Annotated in this window: 9 protein-coding genes and 2 pseudogenes; 6 read left to right on the forward strand and 5 right to left on the reverse strand. The window is 69.9% G+C overall.

What is annotated here, in order from left to right; all coding sequences use genetic code 11:
• Positions 1 to 10: 10 nt before the first annotated feature.
• Positions 11 to 1,513, reverse strand: coding sequence for an aldehyde dehydrogenase family protein (locus tag I5Q34_RS16990; protein ID WP_199893136.1), 1,503 nt, complete (start codon positions 1,511 to 1,513; stop codon positions 11 to 13).
• 238 nt (positions 1,514 to 1,751) lie between these two features.
• Between I5Q34_RS16990 and I5Q34_RS16995 the strand changes: the two genes are divergently transcribed.
• From I5Q34_RS16995 to I5Q34_RS17015, 6 genes and pseudogenes are all read left to right on the forward strand, one after another.
• Positions 1,752 to 2,216 (forward strand): protease inhibitor I42 family protein, encoded by a 465-nt coding sequence (locus I5Q34_RS16995; RefSeq protein WP_199893137.1) that lies wholly within the window; start codon positions 1,752 to 1,754, stop codon positions 2,214 to 2,216.
• 98 nt (positions 2,217 to 2,314) lie between these two features.
• Complete coding sequence (locus tag I5Q34_RS17000; RefSeq protein ID WP_199893138.1) at positions 2,315 to 3,088, forward strand: bifunctional 2-polyprenyl-6-hydroxyphenol methylase/3-demethylubiquinol 3-O-methyltransferase UbiG; 774 nt, start codon at positions 2,315 to 2,317, stop codon at positions 3,086 to 3,088.
• Positions 3,089 to 3,181: 93 nt separating this feature from the next.
• Positions 3,182 to 3,442 (forward strand): hypothetical protein, encoded by a 261-nt coding sequence (locus I5Q34_RS17005; protein WP_199893139.1) that lies wholly within the window; start codon positions 3,182 to 3,184, stop codon positions 3,440 to 3,442.
• Between the two features lie 54 nt (positions 3,443 to 3,496).
• On the forward strand, positions 3,497 to 4,321 hold the full coding sequence (locus I5Q34_RS17010; protein WP_199893140.1) for an NAD(P)H-binding protein: 825 nt from the start codon (positions 3,497 to 3,499) through the stop codon (positions 4,319 to 4,321).
• 140 nt (positions 4,322 to 4,461) lie between these two features.
• Positions 4,462 to 4,641: pseudogene (locus tag I5Q34_RS36055) on the forward strand (DUF6879 family protein); the annotation flags it as partial.
• Between the two features lie 266 nt (positions 4,642 to 4,907).
• Positions 4,908 to 5,441, forward strand: a complete 534-nt coding sequence (locus I5Q34_RS17015; RefSeq protein WP_199893141.1) for a GNAT family N-acetyltransferase — start codon at positions 4,908 to 4,910, stop codon at positions 5,439 to 5,441.
• 25 nt (positions 5,442 to 5,466) lie between these two features.
• Here I5Q34_RS17015 and I5Q34_RS17020 read toward each other — a convergent pair whose 3' ends face one another.
• The 4 genes and pseudogenes from I5Q34_RS17020 to I5Q34_RS17035 all read right to left on the reverse strand — a co-directional run bounded on the left by I5Q34_RS17020 (position 5,467) and on the right by I5Q34_RS17035 (position 7,431).
• Positions 5,467 to 5,736: a hypothetical protein gene (locus I5Q34_RS17020; RefSeq protein WP_199893142.1), complete on the reverse strand. Its 270-nt coding sequence runs from the start codon at positions 5,734 to 5,736 to the stop codon at positions 5,467 to 5,469.
• Between the two features lie 61 nt (positions 5,737 to 5,797).
• Positions 5,798 to 6,646, reverse strand: coding sequence for a helix-turn-helix transcriptional regulator (locus I5Q34_RS17025; protein WP_199893143.1), 849 nt, complete (start codon positions 6,644 to 6,646; stop codon positions 5,798 to 5,800).
• Between the two features lie 15 nt (positions 6,647 to 6,661).
• Positions 6,662 to 7,195: a DUF6879 family protein gene (locus I5Q34_RS17030; RefSeq protein ID WP_199893144.1), complete on the reverse strand. Its 534-nt coding sequence runs from the start codon at positions 7,193 to 7,195 to the stop codon at positions 6,662 to 6,664.
• Positions 7,164 to 7,431, reverse strand: a pseudogene (locus I5Q34_RS17035) (hypothetical protein). The gene I5Q34_RS17030 and the pseudogene I5Q34_RS17035 overlap by 32 nt, the downstream one beginning before the upstream one ends.
• Positions 7,432 to 7,817 lie beyond the last annotated feature (386 nt).

Below are 7,817 nucleotides of genomic sequence, written 5' to 3' on the forward strand. Positions count from 1 at the left end.
CTTTCGTGTGTCAGCCGGCGAACCAGCGGACGGGGGCGGGGGCGAGGTTCTGGTAGACGTGCTTGCTCTCGCGGTACTCGGCGAGGCCGGCGGGCCCGAGTTCGCGGCCGATGCCGGACTTGCCGAAGCCGCCCCACTCCGCCTGCGGCAGGTAGGGGTGGTAGTCGTTGATCCACACCGTGCCGTGCCGCAGCCGGCCGGCCACGCGGCGGGCGCGGCCCGCGTCGCGGGTCCACACGGCGCCCGCGAGGCCGTACTCGGTGTCGTTGGCGAGGGCCACGGCCTCGTCCTCGGTACGGAACGTCTCGACGGTGAGGATCGGCCCGAAGGTCTCCTCGCGGACGACCTTCATGCCGCGGTTGCAGCGGTCCAGGACGGTCGGCTCGTAGAAGTAGCCGGTGGCGGGCCGGACTTCGCTCGGCTCGGGGCGGGCGCCGCCGCAGCGCAGCACCGCGCCCTCGGCGAGCGCGGAGGCGACGTACGCCTCGGTCTTGGCCAGCTGCGCGGCGGAGACGAGCGGGCCGCACTCGACGCCCGGCTCGGTGCCGCGGCCGAGCCGGATCTTCTCGGCGCGGCGGGCGAGTTCGGTGACGAAGCGCTCGCGCACCGACTCCTCGACGATCAGGCGCGAACCGGCCGAGCAGACCTGGCCGCTGTGGATGAACGCGGCGTTGAGCGCCTGGTCCACGGCGGTGTCGAAGCCCTCGTCGGTGGCGCAGGCGTCGGCGAAGACGACGTTGGGGTTCTTGCCGCCGAGTTCGAGGGTGACCTTCTTGACGGTGGGCGCGGCGGCGGTCATCACGCGGGTGCCGCTGGCGAGTCCGCCGGTGAAGGAGACGAGGTCGACGTGCGGGTGCTCGGAGAGCCGGGCGCCGACGGGGTCGCCCGCGCCGGTGACGAGGTTGGCCACGCCGGCCGGCAGCCCGGCCTCGGCGAGGAGGCGCACCAGGTGCACGGTCGACAGCGGGGTGACCTCGCTGGGCTTGATGACGAAGGTGTTGCCCGCGGCGAGCGCCGGGGCGACCTTCCAACTCGCCTGGAGCAGCGGGTAGTTCCACGGCGTGATCAGCGCGCAGACGCCGACGGGCTCGTGCACGACGACGCTGTGCACGTCGCTGCTGCCGGCGTCGACGACGCGCCCGCCCCCTTCGTTGACCACCAGATCCGCGAAGTACCGGAAGGCGTTGGTGACGTCGTCGACGTCGATCCGGCCCTCCTCCAGCGTCTTGCCGGTGTCACGGCTCTCGACGAGGGCGATCTCCTCGCGGTCGCGCTGGAGCAGGTCCGCGACGCGGCGCAGCAGGGCGGCCCGCTCGGCGACGGGGGTGCGCGGCCAGGGGCCGGCGTCGAACGCGGCCCGGGCCGCGGCGACGGCCGCGTCGGTGTCCTCGGCGCCGCCCTCGGCGACCACGGCGAGGACCTTGGCGTCGGCGGGGTCGAGCACCTCCCGCCGCTCGCCGGAGGCGGCGGCCCGCCACACCCCGTCCACGTGGATCGTCTCGACTGCCGACATTCGTCTGCCTCTGCTTCCGCTTCCGGTTTCCGTGCTGTCACGCCGGCGGCCGGGCGCAGGGCGCTCGGCCGTCAACGGGCCGCGCCTAACCGAATTCGAACGACGTATGCCTCAACCGGCGTGAAAGGTGACCTGAATCACGTCACCACCTTCTGTGACATGCCGGGACGGGCCGGACAGGGGGCGGGTCAGGATGACCCGTCCGGGCCGTTGACAACCCCCCTTGCCGAGGAATTCCATGCGCCATCGCCGTACCGCGCCCGTCGCGCCCGTCACGGCCGTTCTGCTGCTGCTCACGCTCACCGGCTGCGGTGGCGACCGCGACGACCCCCTCGGCACGGTCCACGAGGAGCGGACGACGACGGACGACGCCCGGGACCGCGTCCAGGGCCCGCTGCGCGTGAAGCGGGGCGAACGCTTCTCCCTCGCCCTCCGCGAGAACGCCTCGGCCCGCCGCGAGTGGCGCCCCGTCGTCCCCGGGCCGCCGGGCGACGCCGTCCGCGCGGCCGGGACCAGCACCCACCGGACGAAGTGGGAGAAGGAGGCGGCCGGCGCGGGCCACACGAAGTACTTCACCTATGAGGCGGTGAAGCCCGGCGACACCCGCATCGCCTTCACCAACCGTTGCGGAACGGACACGAAGAGCGGCTGCTACTCGCCGGGGCTGCCGCGCTCCCTCACGTTCCGCGTGACCGTCAAGTGACGTGACCGTCGAGTGACCTGAAATCACTGGAGTCACGGTGCTCCCCGTGGGCATCCTCAGTCCGACCGACGGTCCGACCGACGGAGAAAGGACGGCGGATGGCACCTCCGACTCGTCCGAACGACACCGCACGGATGCTCGACATGTCGAGCGAGGAGTACCGCCACGTCTTCGAGATCTTCCTCGCCGGAACGGACCAGAAGGAGCTCTCCGGCGCCTACCTGGACCGACTGGCCGGCGAACTGCCGCGGCGCCGCGTCTTCCTGGACATCGGCGCGGGCCGCGGCGACCTCGCGCGGCACATGACACGGCACTTCGAACGCGTCGTCGCCGTCGAACCGAGCGCCCCCATGCGGGACGCCTTGCGGCGGGCCTGCCCGGACGCCCTGATCCTCCCCGACCCCGTGAACACGGTGCGGGTCGAGGTGACCGCCGACCTCGCGGTCTGCGCCCACGTCCTCTACCACCTCCCGCCCGCCGACTGGGCCGCGACGGTGCAGCGCATGCTGCGCTGGGTCGCGCCCGGGGGCGAGTTGGTCGTCATGCTGCAGAACCCGGACAACGACTGCATGCGCATGGTGCGCCACTTCACCGGCGCGCGCTTCGACCTCGGCGCCCTGGCGTCCCGCCTGGAGGCCGGGGCCGCGGGCCTCCTGGCCGACTGCCGCCTGGAAACACTGCCCAGCACCTACCGCGCCACCGCGCAGAAGGACGTCCTCGCCGTGGCCGAACTCCTGCTCACCGTCCCGGGCCTGAGGGCCCTCCCGGCCCGGCGGCGGCTGCGGGAGTACGTACGCCGGGAGTTCTCGACGGCGGACGGCGGCTTCCGGATCCGCCACGACCAGGACGTCCTGCGGCTGCGCCGGGCGTAGCCGCCCGCGGCAATCAGCCGATTGGCCCTGTGCGACGGTCGACGCGTCCTGCCACCCTGGACGGGGGGAGGTTCGCGAGCAGGGGAGACCGGAATGAAGCGTCGGAACCGGATCGCCGCGCTGACGGCTCTCGCCCTGCTCGCGGCAGCGGGCACGGCGGCCGCGGCGGCAGCGGACGAGGACGGCCCCGATCAGTGCGCCATCAGCACGACGAACAGCGTGCGGTTCGGCAGCGACGGCCTCGTCGCCAACTTCGCCGACGAGGACAGCCGCATGCGCATCACGATCCAACACACCGGCGGCACAAGAACAATGGACGTCTGCGCGACCCTGAACAGCAGAACGGACTTCTGACACCGCCGGACACCGACCGGGAATCGAACGGGCGCTTCCCGGCTTGAACAGATCATGACCGCCGAAGAAGCACCGAAGCCCACGCTCGTCCTGGGCGGCACCGGCAAGACCGGCCGCCGCGTCGCCGAACTCCTCACCGCCCGCGGCCTGCCGGTCAGAATCGGCTCCCGCTCCGCGACCCCGCCCTTCTCCTGGGAGGACCCCTCCACCTGGGACGCCGCACTGGACGGCGTCGGAGCCGCCTACATCACGTACTACCCGGACCTGGGAATGCCCGGAGCCGCCGAGGTGGTGGGCGAGTTCGCCCGCCACGCCGTCCGGAAGGGGGCGCGACGCCTCGTCCTTCTCTCCTCGCGCGGCGATGAGGGCGCCCGGGTCACCGAGCGCGCACTCCAGTCCTCGGGCGCGGACTGGACGATCCTGCGCGCGAGTTGGTTCTTCCAGAACTTCGACGAGGCGTTCTTCCTGGACCCGGTCCTGTCCGGCGAACTACTGCTCCCCACCGGCAACGCCCCCGAACCCTTCATCGACACAGCAGACATAGCCGAGGTAGCGGTGGCCACCCTCACCGACACCCGCCACACCGGCCGAATCTACGAACTCGGCGGCCCGCGCCTGCTGACCTTCCACGACGTGGCGGCCGAACTGTCGAAGGCGACGGGCCGAGAGATCCGCTACACCCCGGTGACGGACGAGGCATTCCGCGCGCACCTCGCGGAGCACGGCCTCCCCACCGAAGTGGCCGACCTGCTCGCCCTGATCACGGACGGCCGCAACGCGCGGCTCGTCGACGGCGTCCAGCAGGTCCTGGGCCGCGCGCCGCGCGATTTCGCGGACTATGCGCGGGAGGTGGCGGCGACGGGGGTGTGGACGGTCTGAGCCCTCGGGCACGATGTGATCTTTAGTTCATGACGGGAATATTGCCAGTGCGGCATGGACGCCCTGTGCCGGCCTTGTCCGACGTCGAGGCCGGAGGGCTCAACCAGGGCCAGAACGCGAGGTAGTTGAGGGCGGCTTACGTGCTCTTGGCCGGTGACGCCTGGGACGCCAAGTTCCGCGACTTCACAAAGGAAGCACGGCGGCTCGAAACCCTGCCGCAGCACATCGTCCCGCAGGAAGCCGAAGAGTTCTCCCGGTTCCTGTCCGGTCAACCGGTGGAAGTCCCCGAGGAAGACGAATGGGTCGACCTCATCCAGAAGCACCGGGAAACCGGCGGCAGCATCGGGCGGGTCCACATCGTCACGCGGCCGCTCTCGAAATCTCGTGTCCCGTGGTGTAGCCGTCGGAATGCGGGTAGCGGGCGATTTGGTCGTGCGCGGCGGCGTGGTGGCCGGGGCTTCACGACCAAAACGCCCGCAATTCAAGGGTCAAGACCACCTGGGCCCGCACCGCGCTCAGTCGCTCCCGCCCGGGGACGCTCGGCTGCACCACTCCGAGGGACACGGCCTGCCGCTACGATCCGGCAATGCCCTCCTCGGAGTCCTGGCCCGTCGCATCCCCGCTGTCGATGCCCCGTCTGCTTCTGGAACCGCTTCACCCAGGTCACGCGACAGAGGCGTTCTCGGTGTTCAACGATGCCCGGCTTCACACATGGACCGGCGGAACGCCCAGGTCCCTGGCTCAACTCGAAGACCGATACGCCCGGCAGGCGAAGGGCAGTTCGCCGGACGGCACACAGGGCTGGCTGAACTGGATGCTGCGCCGCACTTCGGACGGGCGACTGGTCGGAACCGTGCAATCCACACTGAGCCGTCCGGCCGGCGGATGCCTTGAGGCGACCCTCGCCTGGGTTGTCGGCTTCGCCCACCAGGGCAACGGCTACGGGCGCGAGGGAGCGCTCGCCATGACGGAATGGCTCCGCGCGCGAGGGGTGGGCAGGCTGGTCGCGTACATCCACCCCCGGCACGAGGCGTCGATGGGTATCGCCCGAGCTCTCGGACTGACGGCGTCCGATGTCGTGGTCGACGGAGAGATCCGCTGGAGTCGGCCCGGCCGGTAGGGAGCACGTCCCCCGCCGAGGGCCTCTACGGCTGCGCCCGTCGCGCCGACTCGGCGTAGACCAGGGCGTTGGCCAGCGTCCGGGCCGTGGCCAGGGGCACCGTGCCCAGGTAGACGTACGGCGTGCCTGCCAGGGAGGCGCGTCCCGTCAGCTGGGGCCAGGAGTCCCGGTCGCCCACGGTGATGCCCATCGTCTTGAGCACCTGGCCCAGCATGAAGGCGGCGTCGTCCGCCCTCCGCTTCCCCGCCATGAAGGCGTCTGCTTGCTGTGCGGCTGCTTCGGTGTCCGGAGTCATGAGGAGAAGCTAGGAAGCAACGAACCCTGGAAGCCAGGAAATTGCGGGTAATTGCGTGAGTTCACCCGAGGGCGTCGAGTGCCGCCTCGACCAAGGCGCGCGCCTGGTCCCCATGGACAGCCGTCTTCGACAGTTGGGCGAATGCCCGGTGATAGTCGGTGAGTTCACGCGGCTGGGTCACGTTGACCTCGGCTGTGAGGGTCTCGACGAGGACGCGCCGGTCGTCGAAGAGGTAGAAGGCTTCCAACGGCCACATGATCCGCTGTGCGGTGAACGGGATGACGCCCAGCGAGAGGGACGCCAGCGGCATCACTGTGAGGAGGTGCCGAAGCTGGCCGACCATCGTGTCGTGGCACCCGATTCGGGATCTCAGAACCCACTCCTCCAAGAGCACCACGAAGCGGTGGCCTCCTTCGTAGAGGAAGCGGGAGCGAGCGATTCGGGCGGCCACCGCTTCCGTCACGTCATTGGGGGTGCCCTGGAAATCCGTGATGGACTGCATGAGCGCGGTCGCGTACGCGGGAGTCTGAATGAAACCCGGCACCGCGTTGGAGGCGTAGACCCGGCACACCCGAGTTCGCCCGTGCAGGGCGTAGAAGTCCTCCTGGACCTTGCGCATGCCGGTTCTGTGGAGCCTGCGCCACTCCAGATACATGGAGTCGACCGCGCGGGCCGTCGCGATCAGATCCCCGGCTTGGTCGTCCGCGTCGCAAGCAGCACACCATGCGCGGATGTCCGCGTCCGTGGGGGCGACCATGCCCTTCTGGAGCCGGGTGGTCTTCGCGGGGTGCCAGCCGCACCGGGCGGACAGTTCCCGCCCGGTGAGACCGGCGTCCTTGCGGAGGTTCAGCAGGCGTACGGCGAGCGCGTCGCGGGCCGCCCGGGCGCTCGAAGAGGGAGGGACGGGCATGAACGGGCTGTGCGGTCAGACGGTGTACTTCTCGTGGTCGATGCCGCGCTCCCACACGGCCTCGAACGCGGATGAGCAGAGCCTGACCACGGCGGGGTCCTCCGTGCATGCTTCGCCCGGGGATGCCCAATCTCCGTCCCCGGTGAAGAGGTTGAACTGCACCAGCCGGTCGTCGATCAGCCAGAAGTCGTTGCCCGGCAGTGCGATGTCCGAAGCTTCACGCCGCGGCAGCCAACGAACCTGCTCGCCGACGGCGATGTTGACCGGGGTCAGGGCATGCTCATACCGGATGTAGTCGGTGACCGGCTCGGAAACGATCCGGGCCCGGCGCATCACGATTCCTCGTCCGACCGCTTCGCGGACGAGCGGGGTCCAACCCAGCCAGAACGCCGAGTCGGGGTCGAGGTCGGCCTCGCCTGTCCGCCTGAACTGCTCGAAGCCGCCGGCCTCGTCGCCAACAGCGTAGCTGTCCCGCATCTCCAGATGGACGGCTGTGCGCCGAGCCGCACGGAGCAGCTCAGAGAAGTCGGGCACGTCGTTCTGCGGCATTGCATGCCTCCCTCAGAATCGGCACCATCCGGGCCGGAATGCGGATCACGGTCTCGTGCTCGGGGATACCCCGGTCATGGCCGGGCACCCAATCGGTTCGGCTGATCTGCGCCTCCAGCAACTCATCAGCCCTCTCCCCCCTGGAGGATGAGGTCAGCCGTGCCCTCATGCACCCAGGCAGTCGCCGAACCACCTCCGGTGGTCTCCGGGTCGATCCCGATGAAGGTCAGGTCCATGGCGCCCTCCCCAATCAAGCCGGTTGCGAGTTCTTGCGAGCCTTCCGCTCATGGGCGGCAACGGTCAAGGGCGCAGAACCAAAACCGATGGCGCGCAATGACCAACGCAAGCCCCCAGCTCGTGAGTTCGAGAACTCAACCGGCCGTTTCAGGCACAGAGTTGCGTGTACTCTCGGCCACACAAACTTCACAACGAAGCGGCCCCCGCGTGTCTGTAGGAGGACACCGCAGGGGCCTACACCACCAAGGTTGAATGAGGAACCCTGGGATGCTGCGCCATGTTATCGCGCCCGCAAGCCGATTCACGCAAGTACCGAACGACATCATCCGTCACCCCCGCCTGTCCCCGGACGCCAGGTGCCTCCTCCTCTGGCTGCTGTCCGTCC

Origin of the sequence: Streptomyces sp. AV19, assembly GCF_015999245.1 — a bacterium.
Lineage (GTDB): Bacteria > Actinomycetota > Actinomycetes > Streptomycetales > Streptomycetaceae > Streptomyces.

Coding starts and splice junctions, on each gene's coding strand:
- I5Q34_RS17005 (WP_199893139.1), top strand. CDS start 3,182: ATGAAGCGTCGGAACCGGATCGCCGCGCTGACGGCTCTCGCCCTGCTC.
- I5Q34_RS17015 (WP_199893141.1), top strand. CDS start 4,908: ATGCCCTCCTCGGAGTCCTGGCCCGTCGCATCCCCGCTGTCGATGCCC.
- I5Q34_RS16995 (WP_199893137.1), top strand. CDS start 1,752: ATGCGCCATCGCCGTACCGCGCCCGTCGCGCCCGTCACGGCCGTTCTG.
- I5Q34_RS17030 (WP_199893144.1), bottom strand. CDS start 7,195: ATGCCGCAGAACGACGTGCCCGACTTCTCTGAGCTGCTCCGTGCGGCT.
- I5Q34_RS17020 (WP_199893142.1), bottom strand. CDS start 5,736: ATGACTCCGGACACCGAAGCAGCCGCACAGCAAGCAGACGCCTTCATG.
- I5Q34_RS17000 (WP_199893138.1), top strand. CDS start 2,315: ATGGCACCTCCGACTCGTCCGAACGACACCGCACGGATGCTCGACATG.
- I5Q34_RS16990 (WP_199893136.1), bottom strand. CDS start 1,513: ATGTCGGCAGTCGAGACGATCCACGTGGACGGGGTGTGGCGGGCCGCC.
- I5Q34_RS17025 (WP_199893143.1), bottom strand. CDS start 6,646: ATGCCCGTCCCTCCCTCTTCGAGCGCCCGGGCGGCCCGCGACGCGCTC.
- I5Q34_RS17010 (WP_199893140.1), top strand. CDS start 3,497: ATGACCGCCGAAGAAGCACCGAAGCCCACGCTCGTCCTGGGCGGCACC.